We start from the raw sequence: 16279 nt of genomic DNA on the forward strand, positions 1-16279 counted from the left end.
GGCCTCTGCCGCGGCGAGCAGCGCAAACAGGGCCAGAAAGATCGCAAGGCGGATCAGGGTTTCATGCTCCATAACGCCAGCGATGCGCAATATCGGGCCAAAGGCAAGCCCCCCGCAGGCCGGGCCGGGCTTCCTCATATGCCGGAAGCGTGATCCATGCTATGATCCGCGCGGGGCATGCAGGCCGGAATATCCGGCATCGTGCCTGCAGCCGGCCTGCATCTTCCGCCCCAGGGAGAGACTGAATGCCAAGATTTATCGTGACCGGGAACTACACGTCTTCTGCGATGAAGGCGATGATCGACAGCCCCAGCGACCGCGAGGCCGCGGCCCGCGCCCTTGTCGAGGCGGCGGGCGGAAAGCTGGAGACATTCTATCTGACCACGGGGGACCATGATTTCGCTATCAAGGTCACGATTGATGATGTGTCCAGCCTGCTGGCGGGCCTGCTGGCGACCGGCGCCAGCGGCGCGGTCAGCAACCTCAAGACCGTCCGGGCCTTCACCTCGGATGAATTCACCGAAATCCAGAAGAAGGCGGGATCCATCGCGGGTGCTTACAAGGCGCCGGGAAGCTGAGGACAGGATCTCCTGCTCATCCGGCTGAAAATATTCCGGCTCGGAATGGCCCGCGTGACCAGGAGGGGCAGCGCCCCTCTTGAGTTTCGCGGCCTGTGCTGTCAGGCGCGGATCATCGAACCTGCGCCGTGGTCGGTGTAAAGCTCCAGCAGCACCGCGTTCTGCACCCGCCCGTCGACGATGATGCAGGCGCGCACGCCGCCCCGGACCGCGTCCAGCGCGGTTTCGGTCTTGGGGATCATGCCGCCGGCGATGACGCCGCTGGCGGTCATCTCCTCGACATCCGCGGCCTTCAGCTCCGTCACCACTTCGCCTTCGGCGTTCTTGACGCCGGCCACATCCGTGAGCAGCAGCAGGCGGTCGGCCTGCAGCGCCTTGGCGATGGCGCCAGCGGCGGTGTCGCCGTTGATGTTGTAGGTCTCGCCGCCCCGGCCCGCGCCGATGGGCGCGATCACCGGGATCATGTTCTTTTCAAACAGCCCGTGCAGCACCTTGGGGTCCATTTCCGCAGGCGCGCCGACAAAGCCCAGATCCGGGTCGGCCTGATCGCAGGTGATCAGGTTCGCGTCCTTGCCCGACAGGCCGACGGCGCGGCCGCCCTGGCTGTTGATCGCCTGCACGATGCGCTTGTTGACGACGCCGGACAGCACCATCTCCACCACTTCCATGGTGGCGGCATCAGTGACCCGCTTGCCGTTCACGAACTCCGACTTGATCTGCAGCTTTTCCAGCATCGCGTTGATCATCGGCCCGCCGCCGTGCACGATCACCGGGTTCACCCCGACCTGGCGCATCAGCACGATATCGCGGGCAAAGGTCTCCATCGCCTCGTCGCTGCCCATGGCGTGGCCGCCGAGCTTGATGACGACAATCGCCCCCGCAAAGCGCTGGAAATAGGGCAGCGCGCTGGAGAGGGTTTCGGCGGTGGCAATCCAATCGCGGTTCATATCTTGTTTCTTCATTGCTGCATCATCCCTTGGTCAGAATGTGTTACGGGGTTCCGGCGCCGCTGCCAAGGGGAGGCTTTGGCGCACCCCGTTGCAGATGGCGGCGCGAATGCTAGGCTCGGCGCAGATTCTCTGATCAGGAGGGCGCCATGCGCCAGAAGACACTATTGCTGACGGGCGCCAGCCGCGGCATCGGCCATGCCACCGTGCGCCGCTTCAATGCCGAGGGCTGGCGGGTGATCACCTGCTCGCGCCATCCGTTCCCCGTGGAATGCCCCTGGGGCGGCGGCCAGGAGAACCATGTGCAGCTGGACCTGTCGGACCCGTCGGACACGATCAACGCGGTGGGCCAGATCCAGGAACTGCTGGACGGGCGGCTGGACGCGCTGGTCAACAATGCGGGCATCTCGCCCAAGGGGCCGAACGGCGAACGGCTGAGCACGCTGGACACCGATCTGATGGACTGGGGCAAGGTGTTCCATGTGAACTTCTTTGCGTCGGTGGTGCTGGCCCGCGGCCTGAAGGAGGAACTGGCGGCAGCCAAGGGCTCGGTGGTCAATGTGACCTCGATCGCGGGCAGCCGGGTGCATCCCTTTGCTGGCGCCGCCTATGCCACCTCCAAGGCGGCGCTGGCGGCGCTGACGCGGGAGATGGCGCATGACTTCGGGCCGCTGGGCGTGCGGGTGAATGCAATTGCCCCGGGCGAGGTGGAAACCTCGATCCTGTCGCCCGGCACCGAGAAAATCGTCGAGAAGCTGCCGATGCAGCGGCTGGGCCAGCCGGAGGAAGTGGCGGCGGCGATCTACTTCCTGTGCTCGCAAGAGAGTTCCTATATTTCCGGCACCGAGATCGAGGTGAACGGCGCCCAGCACGTTTAAAGCCCGGAACAAGCGCGAAGCGCGCCGGGCAGCGCCCGACCCTCCCCGCGGGAGGGCGCTTTCGCACCCACCCAGGGTCGGGCGCTGCCCTCAGTTTTTCGTCAGCTCACCGCGCGTTTCAGCACCGGCAGATTGCCCAGCAGCAGCACGTCAAACGCCAGCGCGGCCAGTAGCGCCAGGCCGGTCAGCGGGAAGGCCAGCGAGACCAGAACGGCGATCAGCGCAGCGCCTTTCCAGAACGGCATCTCTGCCGGTTCCGGCGGCGCGGCGAGGCGCGCGGCACCGGCGGGGCGGCGCTTGACCCACATCACCAGGCCGGAGATACAGACGAAGATCACCGCGAGGCAGAACACCACGTTCAGCACGAAGCTCCAGGTGCCCATCAGCCCCATGTGGAAGGGGATGCTGACGGCCATCGCCTTGCCCGCCCAGGAGTAGTCCTCGTACTTCACGTCGGCGAGGATCCTGCCGCTGTACTGGTCGACATGCACGGTGCGGTCGATGAAGGGGCTGTCGCCGTCGCCGCTCATGCTGTCGCGGTTGAGGGTCCAGACGCCTGTTTCGCCGCCGGGGTAGGCGAGGCGGAAGCGGCCCTCCATCCCCAGGCTCCGGCCCAGGGCGATCAGGCTGGCAGCATCGACGGGGGCGCCCTCCGCCGTGCCGGTAATGCCCGCGTCAGAGCCGGAAGCGGGCATCGGGGTCTGTTCCAGCGCCCAGGGCACGTCGTTGGTGGACCCGTGGTTCATGCTGGCGTGGATGTCATCCGACAAGGGCACGTTGTCCCATTTCGCGGCGGGGAAGGTGCTCCAGGCCTGCATCATCTGTCCGCCCCAGATGCCGGTCCACGACAGGCCCGAGATCAGGAAGATCACCAAGAGCGCCGACATCCAGAAGCCGGTCACCGCGTGCAGGTTCTTCCATAGGGCGCGGCCGCGCGCGCGGACGTTAGGGACAAAGGCGCTGACGGCATTGCCGCGCGGCCACCACAGGTAAAGCCCGGTCAGTACCAGCACGATGCCAAGGCCTGCGGCAATCTCGATCAGCCGGTCGCCGGTGTCGCCGATCAGCAAGGTGGAGTGGATGTTGTCGGCAAAGTCGTACCAGCCTGCGCGGCGGTCCCAGACCTTGATCACCTCGCCGCTGTACTGGTCAAGGGCGACCAGGCGCTGGCCCTCATCTGTTTTTACCCGGAACACGGCGGCCAGATCAGGGGCCTTGGGGCCGATCCATTCGGCGATGGTGCCGGGCTGGGCGGCTAGAACGGCGGCCTCCTGCGCGGGGATGCTCAGTTCGGCGGCGCCCTGGGTGACGGTGATCTTCTCGCCGTCGCGGCCGTCTACTTGGGTGATGAACATCATCATCAGTCCGGTGACGGCCAGCATGATCAGGAAGGGGATCACAAACAGGCCGGCATAGAAATGCCAGCGCCAGACGGCGAAGTAAAATTTCTCGGTAAGCGGGCGCATCTGGCCCGCGGAATGCGGTTGGCTGGTTGCCATTGGGTCTCTCCATATCGGAACGGGGCCGGTCGCGCAGGGCGTCGGCGGAAATGTCAGAAGTGTTCAGAAAATCAGGAGAGTGCGGGCGGGCCGCGGGCATCATAGCGCCAGTGGAAACCGGCGGTGTGATGGGTGAAAGCCTCGCGCGACCAGCGGTCGCTGAGAGGCGCATTTAGGTTCAGGTCGATCAGGCTGTCCGGCAGCAGCGCCACCGCGCCAAGCGCGGCGAAGGGGCAGCTGCGGTCCTCCATCTGCTCGGCGGGGGCATGCGGTTCGCCGCTTTCCAGATCGACCCAGGTTTCCACCGGGCCGTGGCCGGTACAGATCACCAGCAGCACCTTGCCGCCCTGCGCCGTGCCCGGCATCCAGCCGGACGGGATCAGCCCGGCCACGGCCAGGGCGATCACAACCAGCAGGGAGGGCAGGCGGCTGAGCACGTTTGTTACAGTCCGGCGATGATCGAGCGCAGGGTGGCGATGCCGTCGCCCTTCTCGGAGGAGGTCAGCACGATCTCGGGATAGGCCGCCGGGTGTTTGGCCAGCGCGCCCTTGACCTGCTCCAGCACCTTGGCGCGGTCCTTTTCTTTGACCTTGTCGGCCTTGGTCATCACACACTGAAAAGTGACGGCGGAGCTGTCCAAGAGCTTCATGATCTCGTCATCCACCGCCTTCACGCCGTGGCGGCTGTCGATCAGCACAAAGGCGCGGCGCAGGTTCTGGCGGCCGCTGAGGTAGCGTTTCAACAGCTTCTGCCATTGCTCCACCACCTTGAGCGGCGCGTTGGCATAGCCATAGCCGGGCAGGTCGACCAGATAGAGTTCCGGACCTTGGGTGAAGAAGTTGATCTCCTGGGTGCGGCCCGGCGTGTTGGAGGCGCGCGCAATGCCCTTGGTGCCGGTCAGCGCGTTGATCAGGCTCGACTTGCCGACGTTGGACCGGCCGGCAAAGCAGACCTCCACCCGGTCAGCGTCCGGCAGGCCGTTCATCGCCACCACGCCCTTCAGGAACTCGGTCTCGCCCGCAAACAGCTTGCGGCCCTTTTCGGCGGAAATGTCGTCCGGCGCTTCGGCCAGGGAAAATTGCATCTGCATCACAGCACCTTTACCGCGTCGCCCAGGCGGATTTCGCCGCCGCGCACCACCTCGGCGTAGACCGAGAAATCCTGGTGGCCCCAATTCTCTTTCAGGGTCTTGAGCGTATCGGCGTCGCGTTCGCCGGTTTCGGGGTTGGCGGTGGTCGCCAGGCAGCGCACCACCCGTTCGCGCACCGCAAAGACGGCCGCGCCGATCTGCACCTCGCGGCCCAGCCAGTCGTTCTCGGCCCAAGGATCATCCAGGTCGAACCAGATGTTGCCGCGCCAGCGCAGGGGCGACAGTTCGTGGGTGATGGCCTGCTCCACCGCGCGGTGGGAGGCCCAATTGCACAGGGTGATGGAGGGGAAATCGGTGTCGGTCATGCCGCGGCCCGGCACCCGGACGATGCGGGCTGAGGCTCGGGCGGTGCTCGGCAGCAGCGGCTTTTCCCAATTGAGAAAGCGCTGGAGGTCTGCCGGGTTCTCGGGATCAAAGGTGATTTCAGGCCGCTGCGGGTGGGTCAGCGTCAGCTGGCCGCTGGCGTCGTCCAGCCGGGCACCAATGGCCATCAGGGCAGGGGACTGCGACCCGCGGGAGAAGTTGCCGCAGACCACCCATTTGCTGCCGTCGGCCTTGGACTGCTCGTTTGCAACCGCCCAAACGCGATCGCCGGGCATGGTTTGCCCGGCGGTCAGGGTTACTCTCTCCAGCGCTTCCCGCCCGTGGGATTTGAGCGGGTGGCGCCAGATGTCTGTAACTTGGTGCGTCATCAGCTGTCAGCCTTGGGCTTCTTCTTGAAGCTCGACTTGATGTTGCCGAACACGTCCGGCGTATAGCCGTGGCTGCGCATGATCAGGTACTGCTGGGTGAAGGTGATCGTGTTGTTGGCGATCCAGTAGACCACCAGGCCGGAGGCGAAGCCGCCGAGCATGAACATGAACACCCAGGGCATCCAGGCAAAGATCATCTGCTGGGTCGGGTCGGTGGGCGCCGGGTTCAGCTTCTGCTGCAGCCACATCGAGATGCCGAGCAGGATTGGCAGGATGCCGATGAAGACCAGCGCCAGCACGCTTTCCGGCGCCGGAGCCGCAAAGGGCAGCAGGCCAAAGAGGTTCATGATAGAGGTCGGATCCGGCGCGCTGAGGTCCTGGAACGGGCCGAAGAACGGGGCGTGGCGCAGTTCCAGGGTGACGAAGATCACCTTGTAGAGCGAGAAGAAGATCGGGATCTGGATCAGGATCGGCAGGCAGCCCGCGGCGGGGTTCACTTTTTCCCGCTTGTAGAGCTCCATCATCTCCTTCTGCATCTTCTGGCGGTCGTCGCCGGCGCGCTCCTTGAGCTTCTCCATCTCCGGCTGAAGCTCTTTCATCTTGGCCATCGAGGCGTAGGATTTATAGGCCAGCGGGAACACCAGGATCTTGATCACCACGGTGAGGCCGATGATCGCCCAGCCCATGTTGCCGATCAGGACGTTCAGATTGTGCAGCAGCCAGAACATCGGCTTGGTCAGGAAGAAGAACCAGCCCCAGTCGATCACGTCCAGGAAGCCCTCGATGCCCGCCTTCTCGTAGCCGCGGATGGCTTCCCATTCCTTGGCGCCGGCAAACAGCTGGGTGGTGACTTCCGAGGACTGGCCCTCTGCCACGGTGACGGTCGGCAGCACGATGTCGGTCTGGTAGATTTCGCGGCGCTCGTCGAACTTGGCGATCGAGCGGAAGCCCTGGCCCGGTGCGGGCACCAGGGTGGACATCCAGTAGTGGTCGGTGAAGCCGATCCAGCCGTTCGCCTCGACCTGCTTGACGCTGGACTTGGAGCCGTCGCGCGGGTCGGGCTCAAAGTCGGCCATGTCGTCATAGTCGGTCTCTGCCAGCTCGCCGTCGGTCATGCCGACCAGGCCTTCGTGCAGGATGAAGAAGTTCTTCAGCCCCTCGGGCTGGCCGTGGCGGGCCAGGGTGCCGTAGGGCGCCAGCGACACGGTGCCGCCGGAGGCGTTGGCAACCGACTGGGTGACCGAGAACATGTAGTCCTCATCCACCGCGATGGTGCGCGAGAAGGTCAGACCCTTGCCGTTGTCCCAGGTGAGCGTGACCGGGCTGTCGGCGGACAGGGTGGCGCCGTCCTCAGCCGACCAGAGGGTGTTGGCGCCCGGCACGTCGCTGAGCGTGAGGCCTGCACCCGGTGCCCAGCCGTAGAGCGCGTAATAAGCGCCGGCCTCGCCCACCGGTTTCAGCAGTTTGACGATCGGGGAATCTTCGTCCAGCGTCTCGCGGTAGTCCTTCAGCGACAGGTCGTCGATCCGGCCGCCCTGCAGCGAGATGCTGCCGGTGACGCGGGGCGTGTCGATGGCAACTCGCGGCGCATCCGGGGCGGCGGCCTGTTCCGGGGCGGTGTCTGCCACCGCATCGGCGCCCGCGGCGCTGGGCGCGGCGGCGGTGTCGCCTGCCGGGGCGGTTTCGCTGATCGCGGTTTCCGGCGCCTGTTCCGGTTCCGGCGGCGGGAAGAAGGTATACCACCCGAGGATCACCAGAAAGCTGAGTACGGTTGCGAGAATAAGATTTTTGTTCTGATCGTCCATTGGGGACTGCCACCTCGTGTAGGGAAGGACACGAGGGGTTCAACAGAGGTGGGCCGCAAAGGTCAAGCAGAATCGCGGTGCACCGGGGCGTCAAGCGGTCCCGGTGCGGCAGAAAATCAAAGGAATTGAGCGTTCAGGGCGTCTGGCGGCCGATCACCGGCGCATCCTGCAGCTTGGCCTCGTGGGCGGTGATCCAGTCCAGGGTCTGATCAAAGGGCATCGGGCGGCCGATGCCGAAGCCCTGCACGTGGCCGCAGCCGAGCTGCGCCAGCAGCGCATGCTCGCCCGCGGTTTCCACCCCTTCGGCCAGGGTGTCGAGGTCCAGCCGCTCTGCCATCGTCAGGATGGCGGAGATCAGTTTCTGCTGCTCGGGATCCTGGTCCGCCTTCATCACGAAGGTGCGGTCGATCTTGATGCGGGAGATGTTGAAGCGGCGCACGGCGGAGATCGAGGCATGGCCGGTGCCGAAATCATCGAGGTCGATCGGGCAGCCCAGCTCGCTGAGGGCAAGGATGTTGCGGGTGACCACATCGTCGGGCTGGTCGGTCATCACGGTTTCCAGGATCTCGACGCAGAGGCGGTCCGCGGGCAGGCCGAAGCGCTCCAGCTCCCATTTGACGCGCCCCGCGAGGCCTGGATTGCGCAGCTCCTGGGTGGCGAAGTTGACGCCGACGCAGGGCACAGTCACCCCGGCCTCATCCCAGGCCTTGATGGCGACCAGCGCGTTGTAGAGCATTACCTGGCTCAGCCGGTCCATCAGCCCGGCTTCCTCCAGCGCGGGCAGGAAGGTGGAGGGCGGGATCAGCCCCTGCACCGGGTGCAGCCAGCGCGCCAGCGCCTCGAACCCCGAGACCCGGCCGGTGTCGGTGCAGATCTGCGGCTGGAACCAGGCCTGGATCTGGCCGGTTTCCAGCGCCGCCGCGGCTTCCTCGCGCAGGCTGGCGCGGCTGCTGCCGCGGGCCGGCATATCGCTGGAGTATGCGCGGATGCCGCCGGGGCCGTTGCCATGCGCCTCCGACAGGGCGGAAACGGCGGCGCTGATCCATTCTGCGCTGCTGCTGCCCGGCGCGCGGCTGCGCTGGCAGAAGCCGATCGAGGCGGTCATGTAGACGGTGGTGCCATCCAGCGCCAGCGGCTCCTCGGCCGCGGCCTGCATGCGCCCGGCCAGCTGGATGCACAGCTCCAGGTCCAGCTGCAGGGTGGGTGCCAGGCAGATGGCAAAGCGGTTGTCGCTGATCCGGGCGATGGTGTCATTCTGGCGCAGGGCAGAGACGATCTGCGCGCCGCAGTGCTGCATGATGCGGTCGCCTGCCTCCTGGCCGTGGCGGTCGGTCAGTTCCTTGTATTCGTCCAGTTCCAGCACAAAAACCGCCGACCGCAGGCCGGCCTCGGCGCAGTCGTGGTACAGCCGGGCGGTCTCATGCTCGAAGCCGTCGCGCAGCATCATGCCGGTGACGGCATCGCGCGGCACGCTGCTGCCGCGCTTGGAGAAGCCGCCGGCCGCGGCAATCAGCACCGGCAGGCCAAGGGCAACGGCCAGCAGCGCCGTTTCGCCGCCAAGCCAGAAGGTCGCGAGGGTCAGGGCAGGCAGAAAGGCGAGCATCGGCGGCCCGACAAGCGCGGTGGCGAGGAAATGCCGGAGCCGTTCCAGAAAGCCTGAACCCGTAATCTTCATTCTCAGACCTTTCGTCTGCAGCCGTTCATTCGGGGCTGAGACTAAGGTGCTGATCTAACCCGGGAGTTAACGCAGCCTGGGAATTGCGGAAATTTCCGGCTCAGATTCGCCATTCTTCAGCTCCAAACCCGCGAAATCGAACAATTTCGGGTCCAGAAGGTGTGATGGGCGCGCATTCATCAGCGCCCGGAACATCACCTGGCGGCGTCCGGGCGAGTTTGATTCCCACTGGTCGAGGATCTGTTTCACCTGCTGGCGCTGCAGCCCGTCCTGGCTGCCGCAGAGGTCGCAGGGGATGATCGGATAGTTCATGGAGCGGGCGAATTTCTCGCAGTCGGCCTCTGCCACATGGGCCAGCGGGCGGAACACGAACAGGTCGCCCTCTTCGTTGACCAGCTTGGGCGGCATGGTCGCCAGGCGGCCGCCGTGGAACAGGTTCATGAAGAAGGTTTCCAGGATGTCGTCGCGGTGATGGCCCAGCACCACGGCCGAGCAGCCCTCTTCGCGCGCGATGCGGTAGAGGTTGCCGCGGCGCAGGCGCGAGCACAGCGCGCAATAGGTGCGCCCCTGCGGCACCTTGTCGACGACGATGGAATAGGTGTCCTGGTATTCGATCCGGTGCGGCACGCCCATCTTTTCCAGGAACTCCGGCAGCACCGTGGCCGGGAAGCCGGGCTGCCCCTGATCCAGGTTGCAGGCCAGCAGATCCACCGGCAGGAGGCCGCGCCATTTCAGCTCGTAAAGCACCGCCAGCAGAGTATAGCTGTCCTTGCCGCCCGAAAGGCAGACCAGCCATTTCGGCGTGCTGCCGTCCTCGCGGCGCTCCACCATGCCGTATTGCTCGATCGCCTCGCGCGCATAGCGCACGATGCGCTTCCTGAGCTTCTTGAACTCAGTGGTCGAGGGGGCGCCGGCAAACAGCGGGTGGATTTCGTCCAGATCATCATCAAGCATGGGCGCGCCCTAGCCGAGGCGCGCGGTTTTGCCAAGGAAAAAAAGGAACAGGACCGGCCGCCGGCCTGCACCGTCATTTTCTTCAACCTTGACACATGCTCAGCCGGAGGGAGACGCTGAGAGCGCGGTTTCAAGTGTGAGGGGTTAGGGTGATGGACTACTTTCTGTCTGTGCGCGGCCGGGATGGCTCCGGATATTCCAATCGGGAGGGAGCGGTGAAATTCCTCGCGGTTCCGGGCGGGGCCGGCCACCTGCACCGTGGGCAGGAAGTCCGGCGGACGGAGTGGCTGGCCGGGGTGCAGGATGCCTCCGGGTGCCAGCGCCTTGCCGACGGGACGGTTCTGGACAAGGGGCACATCCTGATCTTCGTGCATGGTTTCAATACGGACCAGTTCGACATGCTTGAACGGCACCGGCTCATCCGGCGGGGCTTGGCGGCGCATGGCTTCCCGGGAGCCGTTGTGAGCTACGACTGGCCCAGCAACGGCTCGGTGCTCGGCTATGCATCCGACCGCCGCGATGCGCGGCGGGCCGCTGAGGAGCTGTTTTTTCACGGGATCCGCTGGCTGGGCCGGATGCAGAGGGCGGATTGCGCTTATAACGTGCATGTGCTGGCGCATTCGATGGGCTGCTTTCTGGTGCGGGAGGCCTGCGATTATGCCGACGACGATCATGAAACCGCGCAGTCCGGCTGGCTGGTGAGCCAGATGGCGTTTGTAGCGGCTGATATCTCGCAAAAGTCGATGCGAGCGGGGAATGCGAATTCAAGCTCGCTTTACCGCCGCTGTGCGCGGCTGACGAACTATTACAGCCTCTATGATGAAACCCTGTCGGTTTCGGAGGTGAAGCGGGTCGGTGTTTCGCCGCGCCTGGGGCGCATCGGCCTGCCGTCAGGGCATCCGCGGAAGGCCGTCAACCTGTCCTGCGGGGAATACTTTAAAGACAACATCGCGAATCCGGGGGCGGCGGCAAGCTGGTCTCATCGCTGGTATTTCGAAGCGCCCCGGTTCTACGAGGATTTGAACCACAGCTTGCTGGGCAAGATCGACCGCGATGCCATTCCGACGCGCGGCTTCACGGCGCAAGGCAAACGTGCCCTGATCTGACGGATGTCACTTGCTGTCTTTATTGTCCGGCACCGGGTCAAAGCCGTCGCCGCCGAATGGGTGGCAGCGCCCGATGCGCCGCGCCGTCAGCCACGCGCCTTTCAGCGCCCCGTGTTTCTCCAGCGCTTCCAGGGCGTAGGCCGAGCAGGTGGGCTGGTAGCGGCAGTTGAAGCCAACCCAGGGGCTGAACAGCAGCCGGTAGGCGCGCACGGGAATTGCAAGGAGATGGGCCAGCGGGGTCATGGCGGATAGATAGGGGCAGGGCGGCCGGGTGGCAATGCGGCCAACGGCCGGGCTTGCGCGGCCTTACTGCCCGTGGATCTTCTTCAGCGCGTAGATCAGGTCGCGCTTCAGTTCCTCGAGCGGGCGCTGGGCGGTCTCGTTGGCGCGGCCGATCAGCACGTAATCCCAGCCGGGGCGGCCGTGGGTTGGCAGAATCATCCGCGCCGCCTCGCGCAATCTGCGCTTGGCGCGGTTGCGGGCGACCGCGTTGCCGACCTTCTTGGAGCAGGTGAAGCCCATGCGGATGCCGCCGTCATCACGGCGGTTCCGGCCCTGCAGCATCATCGCCTTGGTGCCCTGTTTGCGGGCAGGCGGGCGGGCGCAGGCGAGGAAATCACGGCGCTTGGCCATGATCTCGATTTTTTGCGCATCAGATGCGCAAACGGACACCGCCGGAGGCGTGTCCCCGCGGGCAGCGTTGCCGTCCTTGGGGGCCTCCGGCGGTGTCATGTCCGTCAGAACGGGAACTGAGCTTATGCGCTCAGTTCTTTGCGGCCGCGGGCGCGGCGTGCGTTCAGGATCTTGCGGCCTGCCTTGGTGGCCATGCGCGCACGGAAGCCGTGGCGGCGTTTGCGAACCAGGTTCGAAGGCTGATAGGTGCGTTTCATCGCTCCGGTCTCCACATTTTTTCTTCGGGTGCGCGGAATCGCCCGCCCGGGGTCTATCTCGAAGCCCGGTCTTTAGGAGGGAATGGCGGCTAAGTCAAACCCCGCAAGCCGCCTTTTCCGGGCAAAGTGCAACATTTCTGCCAAAATCCGCCCCCGGACGGCCTGCCCGGACGGTGCGGACGTAACATGGGGCGGCTGATTCTGCCATAAACCTCACGGAATCCGGGGATGCGATCAAGCACCTGTGAGGCAGGCGGAACCTCCCTCGCGGAACAGCCATTTAACACGTAGCAACAGACACAGCGCAATTGAAACGGACAAGATGAGCAGCATGACAGAGATACCGGAGACCGAATCCCAGCCCAAGGAACAGGACGGCGCCAAGCCGGGCCTGGCGCGGCATCTGCCGCTGATTGCGGTGGTGGCGGCGGCGCTGCTTGGCGCGGTGGTGCTGAAGGATTACCTGACCTTCGACACGCTGCGCGACAACCGCGAGGCGCTGATGGGCTTCCGGGACCAGAACTACCTTGGCCTGGTGGCGCTGTTCATGGGAATTTACATCGTGATCGTGGTGTTTTCGCTGCCCGGCGCGGCGGTCGCGTCCGTCACCGGCGGCTTCCTGTTCGGGCTGGCGGCCGGCACCGCGTTCAACGTGATCTCTGCCACCATCGGCGCGGCGGGCATCTTTCTGGCGGCGCGCATGGGGCTTGGGGCGGTTCTGACCGCCAAGATCGAAGCGGCAGAGGGCCGGGTGCAGATGCTGAAACAGGCGCTGCGGGAAAACGAGGTCGAGGTGCTTTTGCTGCTGCGGCTGGTGCCGGCGGTGCCGTTCTTCGTGGCGAATCTCTTGCCCGCGCTGGTGGGGGTGAAGTTCCGCAACTTCCTGTGGACCACCGCGGCGGGCATCATTCCGGGTGCCATCGTGTTTACCTGGATCGGGGTTGGCGTCGGCTCGGTCTTTGACCGCGGCGGCGATCCCGACCTGAACCTGTTGTGGGAGCCGCATGTGATCGGGCCGATTCTGGGCCTGTGCGTGTTGGCGGCGATGCCGATCCTGGTGAAAGCGGTGCGCGGCAACCTGCGCGGCCAAGCACGGAAGGACAGCTGAACATGAACAGCATCACATGCGATCTTCTGGTCATCGGGGCCGGCTCCGGCGGGCTGTCAGTGGCGGCCGGGGCCAGCCAGATGGGCGCCGATGTGGTGCTGCTGGAAGGCCACAAGATGGGTGGCGACTGCCTGAACTACGGCTGTGTGCCTTCGAAGGCGCTGCTGGCAAGCGCCAAAGCGGCTTATGGCCAGTCGCATACTGCGGATTTCGGCGTGGCGGATCAGGCGGCGCAACCGGACTACGCGGCGGCCAAGGACCATGTGCATCAGGTCATCGAAACCATCGCCCCGGTCGACAGCCAGGAGCGGTTCGAGGGCCTCGGCGTGCGGGTGATCCGCGAGTACGGGCATTTTATTTCGGAAACTGAGGTAGCCGCCGGAGACTACCGCATCACCGCGCGGCGGGTGGTGATTGCCACTGGGTCGTCGCCGCTGGTGCCGCCGGTTCCGGGGCTGGACAAGGTGCCCTATGAAACCAATGAAACGCTGTTCGATCTGCGCGAGAAGCCAGCGCATTTGCTGATCGTCGGCGGCGGCCCGATAGGTATGGAGATGGCGCAGGCGCATGTGCGGCTGGGCTGCAAGGTGACGGTGATCGAAGGCTTCAGGGCGCTGGGCAAGGACGACCCGGAGGCCGCGGCGCTGGTGCTGGATGCCTTGCGCAATGAAGGCGTGGAGATTGCCGAGGGTGCCATGGTCTCCCGCGTAGGCGGGCAGGCGGGCGCGATCGAGGTCGAAACCAGGGACGGCAGCATGTTCCGAGGCTCGCATCTGCTGATGGCGGTGGGGCGCAAGGCCAACATAGAGCGGCTGAACCTTGCGGCGGCGGGAATCGAAACGCACAGCAATGGCATCAAGGTGGACGAGAGCCTGCTCACCACCAACAAGCGTGTCTATGCCATCGGCGATGTGGCGGGAGGCATGCAGTTCACCCATGTGGCGGGCTATCACGCCAGCGTCATCATCCGCTCCGCCCTGTTCGGCCTGCCGTCGAAGGCGAAGACCAGCCATATCCCCTGGGCCACCTATACCGACCCGGAGCTGGCGCAGGTGGGGCTGACCGAGATGCAGGCACGCGACCGCTATGGCGTCAAGCTGGAGGTGGTGCGGTTCGACTACAGCCACAACGACCGTGCCATTGCCGAACGCAAGGCTGCGGGCTTCATCAAGGTGATGGTGTTCAAGGGCCGCCCGGTCGGCGCCACCATCGCGGGCCATCAGGCAGGAGAGCTGATCGGGTTGTGGTCAATGGCCATCGCCAACAACCTGAAAATGAGCCAAGTTGCTGCAATGGTTGCGCCTTATCCCAGTATAAGCGAGATTAACAAACGGGCGGCGGGAGCCTATTTTTCCCCGCGCCTGTTTGAGAGTAACTTTGTTAAACGCGCCGTGCGCTTTGTTCAGCGCTGGATTTCATGAACTGAAGGCCGCTTCATGCTCAACACGCTATCGGGCAGATTCCTGATCCTGACCACGGTCTTCGTGATGCTGGCCGAGGTGCTGATCTTTGTCCCCTCGATCGCGCGGTTCCGCGAGGACTACCTGGCCGACCGGCTGGAACGGGCGCAGATCGCCTCCCTGGCGCTGCTGGCGGATGACATGCTGGAGACCGAGCTGGAAGCGGAACTCTTGGAGAATGCGGGCGTCTACAACGTGGTGCTGCGCCGCGATGAGATCCGCCAGCTGATGCTGGCCTCGCCGATCCCGGGGCAGATCACCGCCACCTATGACCTGCGCATGGCCGGGGCGATGACGCTGATCCGCGATGCGCTGCTGCGGCTGGTGACGCCCGGCAACGAGGTCATCCGGGTGATCGGCGCGCCGGTGCGCGAGGCGGGCCTGCTGATCGAGGTCACCATGGAAACCGCGCCGCTGCGCGCGGCGATGATCGACTACGGGGTGCGGATCCTGATCCTGTCGGCGGTGATCTCTGTCATTACCGCGGTGCTCTTGTTCGGGGCGGTGCGCATCGTGCTGGTGAAGCCGATCAAGAGCGTGGTCGGCTACATGCAGCGCTATGCGGCGGCGCCGGAGGATGCGCGCGGCATCATCCATCCCAGCTCCAGCGTGGCGGAGCTGCGCGAGGCCGAAGAAGCGCTGATGCAGCTGCAGACCGAGCTGACCCATGCGCTGAAGCAGCGCGAGCGGCTGGCGCAATTGGGCGGGGCGGTGGCCAAGGTGAGCCACGACCTGCGCAACATCCTGACCTCGGCGCAGCTGTTCACCGACCGCATCGAGATGAGCGAGGACCCGCTGGTGCGCCGCCTGGCGCCGAAGCTGGTGAATTCGATCACCCGCGCGGTGTCCTTGTGCGAGGGCACCCTGGCCTTCGGCCGGGCAGAAGAGCCGTCGCCGACCTTCGGCGTGGTCTGCCTGCATGAAATCACTGCCGATATCGCCGAGAGCGAGCTGCTGGCGGCGGACAGCGAGACGGTGGAGATCGTCAACGCGGTGCCCAAGCCGATGATGCTGCGCGCCGACCCGGAGCAGTTGTTCCGCATCGTCCTGAACCTGGTGCGCAATGCCCGCCAGGCCATCGCGGCGGCCGGCAAGCCGGGGCAGATCACAGTGGATGCGCGCGAAGAGGAAGACGCCTGGTACATCACTGTGGCGGACACCGGTCCGGGGCTGCCGAAACGGGCGCAGGACAACCTGTTCACCCCGTTCCAGGGCGGCGCCCGCAAGGGCGGCACCGGTCTGGGGCTGGCAATTGCCGACGAACTGGCCCGCGGCCACGGCGGCACCGTGAAGCTGCAGAAAACCGGCCCCGAGGGCACCGTGTTCGAGATCTGCCTGCCCAAGGGGGACGGCACGCTTTGACCCAGTCTGGGGCGCCTGCGCCGGAAAGTTGCAGGGCAGGGCACTATTTTTGTTTTTGGGGTTGCGACTCTGCGATGCTATGATTAAACCCCGCCGCAGTGGACCGATAGCTCAGCTGGATAGAGTACTTGACTACGAATCAAGGGGTCGGGGGTTCGAATCCTCCTCGGTCCGC

17 protein-coding genes and 1 tRNA gene are annotated in these 16279 nt (G+C 65.2%); 7 read left to right on the forward strand and 11 right to left on the reverse strand.

Translation table 11 applies throughout. The features are described 5' to 3' along the window. Positions 1–245: 245 nt before the first annotated feature. Positions 246–578: a GYD domain-containing protein gene (locus LHL23_RS22860; protein WP_222480424.1), complete on the forward strand. Its 333-nt coding sequence runs from the start codon at positions 246–248 to the stop codon at positions 576–578. Positions 579–679: 101 nt separating this feature from the next. On the opposite strand, the gene argB is transcribed toward LHL23_RS22860, so the two are convergent. After that, on the reverse strand, positions 680–1540 hold the full coding sequence (gene argB, locus LHL23_RS22865) for an acetylglutamate kinase (RefSeq protein WP_226431678.1): 861 nt from the start codon (positions 1538–1540) through the stop codon (positions 680–682). A 134-nt stretch (positions 1541–1674) separates the two neighbouring features. Here argB and LHL23_RS22870 point away from each other — a divergent pair, with 134 nt between their 5' ends. Beyond that, positions 1675–2403: an SDR family NAD(P)-dependent oxidoreductase gene (locus tag LHL23_RS22870; protein ID WP_222480420.1), complete on the forward strand. Its 729-nt coding sequence runs from the start codon at positions 1675–1677 to the stop codon at positions 2401–2403. A gap of 101 nt (positions 2404–2504) precedes the next feature. Here LHL23_RS22870 and LHL23_RS22875 read toward each other — a convergent pair whose 3' ends face one another. From LHL23_RS22875 to ttcA, 7 genes are all read right to left on the reverse strand, one after another. Further along, complete coding sequence (locus tag LHL23_RS22875; protein WP_226431679.1) at positions 2505–3902, reverse strand: PepSY-associated TM helix domain-containing protein; 1398 nt, start codon at positions 3900–3902, stop codon at positions 2505–2507. 71 nt (positions 3903–3973) lie between these two features. Next, the gene (locus LHL23_RS22880; protein ID WP_226431680.1) at positions 3974–4339 is read right to left on the reverse strand and encodes a DUF2946 family protein; all 366 of its coding nucleotides are present in this window, start codon (positions 4337–4339) and stop codon (positions 3974–3976) included. 5 nt (positions 4340–4344) lie between these two features. Then, the gene (gene yihA / locus LHL23_RS22885) at positions 4345–4992 is read right to left on the reverse strand and encodes a ribosome biogenesis GTP-binding protein YihA/YsxC (protein WP_019298036.1); all 648 of its coding nucleotides are present in this window, start codon (positions 4990–4992) and stop codon (positions 4345–4347) included. Beyond that, complete coding sequence (locus tag LHL23_RS22890) at positions 4992–5744, reverse strand: MOSC domain-containing protein (protein ID WP_226431681.1); 753 nt, start codon at positions 5742–5744, stop codon at positions 4992–4994. The genes yihA and LHL23_RS22890 overlap by 1 nt, the downstream gene beginning before the upstream one ends. Then, on the reverse strand, positions 5744–7549 hold the full coding sequence (gene yidC, locus LHL23_RS22895; protein ID WP_226431682.1) for a membrane protein insertase YidC: 1806 nt from the start codon (positions 7547–7549) through the stop codon (positions 5744–5746). Before yidC ends, LHL23_RS22890 begins: the two co-directional genes overlap by 1 nt. Before the next feature lie 133 nt (positions 7550–7682). Further along, on the reverse strand, positions 7683–9224 hold the full coding sequence (locus LHL23_RS22900; RefSeq protein ID WP_222480410.1) for a putative bifunctional diguanylate cyclase/phosphodiesterase: 1542 nt from the start codon (positions 9222–9224) through the stop codon (positions 7683–7685). A 66-nt stretch (positions 9225–9290) separates the two neighbouring features. Next, positions 9291–10178 (reverse strand): tRNA 2-thiocytidine(32) synthetase TtcA, encoded by an 888-nt coding sequence (gene ttcA, locus LHL23_RS22905; RefSeq protein WP_222480408.1) that lies wholly within the window; start codon positions 10176–10178, stop codon positions 9291–9293. Positions 10179–10330: 152 nt separating this feature from the next. Here ttcA and LHL23_RS22910 point away from each other — a divergent pair, with 152 nt between their 5' ends. Further along, on the forward strand, positions 10331–11284 hold the full coding sequence (locus tag LHL23_RS22910; RefSeq protein ID WP_226431683.1) for an alpha/beta fold hydrolase: 954 nt from the start codon (positions 10331–10333) through the stop codon (positions 11282–11284). 6 nt (positions 11285–11290) lie between these two features. Here LHL23_RS22910 and yidD read toward each other — a convergent pair whose 3' ends face one another. The 3 genes from yidD to rpmH all read right to left on the reverse strand — a co-directional run bounded on the left by yidD (position 11291) and on the right by rpmH (position 12174). Further along, positions 11291–11527, reverse strand: coding sequence for a membrane protein insertion efficiency factor YidD (yidD, locus tag LHL23_RS22915; protein ID WP_222480404.1), 237 nt, complete (start codon positions 11525–11527; stop codon positions 11291–11293). A gap of 63 nt (positions 11528–11590) precedes the next feature. Then, positions 11591–12016 carry a ribonuclease P protein component gene (gene rnpA / locus LHL23_RS22920; RefSeq protein WP_226431684.1) on the reverse strand — a complete coding sequence of 142 codons (426 nt, stop codon included), beginning with the start codon at positions 12014–12016 and terminating at the stop codon, positions 11591–11593. A gap of 23 nt (positions 12017–12039) precedes the next feature. Beyond that, the gene (gene rpmH, locus LHL23_RS22925) at positions 12040–12174 is read right to left on the reverse strand and encodes a 50S ribosomal protein L34 (RefSeq protein WP_008554144.1); all 135 of its coding nucleotides are present in this window, start codon (positions 12172–12174) and stop codon (positions 12040–12042) included. A 331-nt stretch (positions 12175–12505) separates the two neighbouring features. On the opposite strand from rpmH, the gene LHL23_RS22930 reads away from it, so the two are divergent. From LHL23_RS22930 to LHL23_RS22945, 4 genes are all read left to right on the forward strand, one after another. Further along, positions 12506–13282, forward strand: a complete 777-nt coding sequence (locus LHL23_RS22930; RefSeq protein ID WP_226431685.1) for a TVP38/TMEM64 family protein — start codon at positions 12506–12508, stop codon at positions 13280–13282. 2 nt (positions 13283–13284) lie between these two features. Continuing rightward, a complete protein-coding gene (locus LHL23_RS22935) occupies positions 13285–14703 on the forward strand; it encodes a dihydrolipoyl dehydrogenase family protein (RefSeq protein WP_226431686.1) in 1419 nt (472 codons plus the stop codon). Positions 14704–14718: 15 nt separating this feature from the next. Beyond that, positions 14719–16104 carry a sensor histidine kinase gene (locus tag LHL23_RS22940; protein WP_222480396.1) on the forward strand — a complete coding sequence of 462 codons (1386 nt, stop codon included), beginning with the start codon at positions 14719–14721 and terminating at the stop codon, positions 16102–16104. A gap of 100 nt (positions 16105–16204) precedes the next feature. Continuing rightward, a tRNA-Arg gene (locus LHL23_RS22945) sits at positions 16205–16278 on the forward strand. Position 16279: the final 1 nt, after the last annotated feature.

The organism is Leisingera sp. McT4-56, from assembly GCF_020514995.1.
Lineage (GTDB): Bacteria > Pseudomonadota > Alphaproteobacteria > Rhodobacterales > Rhodobacteraceae > Leisingera > Leisingera aquaemixtae_A.

Excerpts from the sequence above, each read along its gene's own strand:
- LHL23_RS22860 (WP_222480424.1), top strand. The coding sequence starts at position 246 with ATGCCAAGATTTATCGTGACCGGGAACTACACGTCTTCTGCGATGAAG.
- argB (WP_226431678.1), bottom strand. The coding sequence starts at position 1,540 with ATGAAGAAACAAGATATGAACCGCGATTGGATTGCCACCGCCGAAACC.
- LHL23_RS22870 (WP_222480420.1), top strand. The coding sequence starts at position 1,675 with ATGCGCCAGAAGACACTATTGCTGACGGGCGCCAGCCGCGGCATCGGC.
- LHL23_RS22875 (WP_226431679.1), bottom strand. The coding sequence starts at position 3,902 with ATGGCAACCAGCCAACCGCATTCCGCGGGCCAGATGCGCCCGCTTACC.
- yihA (WP_019298036.1), bottom strand. The coding sequence starts at position 4,992 with ATGCAGATGCAATTTTCCCTGGCCGAAGCGCCGGACGACATTTCCGCC.
- LHL23_RS22890 (WP_226431681.1), bottom strand. The coding sequence starts at position 5,744 with ATGACGCACCAAGTTACAGACATCTGGCGCCACCCGCTCAAATCCCAC.
- yidC (WP_226431682.1), bottom strand. The coding sequence starts at position 7,549 with ATGGACGATCAGAACAAAAATCTTATTCTCGCAACCGTACTCAGCTTT.
- LHL23_RS22900 (WP_222480410.1), bottom strand. The coding sequence starts at position 9,224 with ATGAAGATTACGGGTTCAGGCTTTCTGGAACGGCTCCGGCATTTCCTC.
- ttcA (WP_222480408.1), bottom strand. The coding sequence starts at position 10,178 with ATGCTTGATGATGATCTGGACGAAATCCACCCGCTGTTTGCCGGCGCC.
- LHL23_RS22910 (WP_226431683.1), top strand. The coding sequence starts at position 10,331 with ATGGACTACTTTCTGTCTGTGCGCGGCCGGGATGGCTCCGGATATTCC.
- yidD (WP_222480404.1), bottom strand. The coding sequence starts at position 11,527 with ATGACCCCGCTGGCCCATCTCCTTGCAATTCCCGTGCGCGCCTACCGG.
- rnpA (WP_226431684.1), bottom strand. The coding sequence starts at position 12,016 with ATGACACCGCCGGAGGCCCCCAAGGACGGCAACGCTGCCCGCGGGGAC.
- rpmH (WP_008554144.1), bottom strand. The coding sequence starts at position 12,174 with ATGAAACGCACCTATCAGCCTTCGAACCTGGTTCGCAAACGCCGCCAC.
- LHL23_RS22930 (WP_226431685.1), top strand. The coding sequence starts at position 12,506 with ATGACAGAGATACCGGAGACCGAATCCCAGCCCAAGGAACAGGACGGC.
- LHL23_RS22935 (WP_226431686.1), top strand. The coding sequence starts at position 13,285 with ATGAACAGCATCACATGCGATCTTCTGGTCATCGGGGCCGGCTCCGGC.
- LHL23_RS22940 (WP_222480396.1), top strand. The coding sequence starts at position 14,719 with ATGCTCAACACGCTATCGGGCAGATTCCTGATCCTGACCACGGTCTTC.